Source organism: Bradyrhizobium sp. TM233 (genome assembly GCF_036247965.1).
GTDB classification, from domain to species: Bacteria; Pseudomonadota; Alphaproteobacteria; order Rhizobiales; family Xanthobacteraceae; genus Bradyrhizobium; species Bradyrhizobium ottawaense.
The window spans coordinates 1-375 of the sequence record NZ_BTIG01000411.1; the positions used below are offsets into that span (position 1 = coordinate 1).

The 375-nt window shown below is 72.0% G+C and carries 1 pseudogene; it reads left to right on the plus strand.

Annotated elements, in window-relative coordinates:
• Positions 1-354, plus strand: a pseudogene (locus tag AABA86_RS34610) (RNA polymerase subunit sigma-24); the annotation flags it as partial.
• Positions 355-375 lie beyond the last annotated feature (21 nt).

The following is a 375-nucleotide window of genomic DNA, read 5'->3' on the forward strand; positions in this document are numbered from 1 at the left end:
GCGATCGCCGCGCTGCATGCGCGCGCGCCGAGCTTTGCGCAGACCGACTGGCCGCAGATCGCCGGGCTCTATGAGGTGTTGCTGCGCATCGGTCCCTCTCCGGTGATCGAGCTCAACCACGCTGCCGCGCTGTCGATGGTCGATGGGCCGGCACGTGCGCTCGATCTCGTCGATGCGATCAGCGCCCGAGGCGGGCTCCGCGGCTATGAGCTGTTGCCCGCCGTGCGCGCGGATCTGCTGCGGCGGTTGGGGCGGACGGAAGAGGCGCGCGAGGCGTATCGTGCCGCGGCGGAGGCGACACAGCTCGAGCCTCTGCGGCGGCTCTATGCGCGGCGGGTGCGGGAGATGGGGTAGGGGCTCTCGTGCCCCGGACGC